This is a genomic window from Streptococcus sp. HMSC065C01, from assembly GCF_001813525.1.
In the GTDB taxonomy this organism is placed as follows: domain Bacteria; phylum Bacillota; class Bacilli; order Lactobacillales; family Streptococcaceae; genus Streptococcus; species Streptococcus parasanguinis_V.
Map to the genome: position 1 here is coordinate 9,667 of NZ_KV812840.1, position 322 is coordinate 9,988.

Sequence of the window (322 nt, forward strand, 5' to 3'; positions counted from 1 at the left end):
TAAATGGACAGTGACAGAGTGTTTGAAGGAGAAAAAGAGGCCTAAGGGTCTCTTTTATGTAATTACTTAGTTTTTGTTAAGAATTAACGGATTAAGTTTCATGGGTATATTTATAACTTTTTGTCATTGGCAAATAAATTATATCAGGACCTTTTACTATGATATTGGCCACTTATACAATTACATACGATAACATTATAGTTTATTTTATTTGACTTTAATGCATAACAATGTTATAATGAAAGCGAATTCAATAAATAGATTATTTAGGTTAGAAGGGATGTGTCCATAGATGAACAAAAGAAGCTTCAAAAAAATGTTT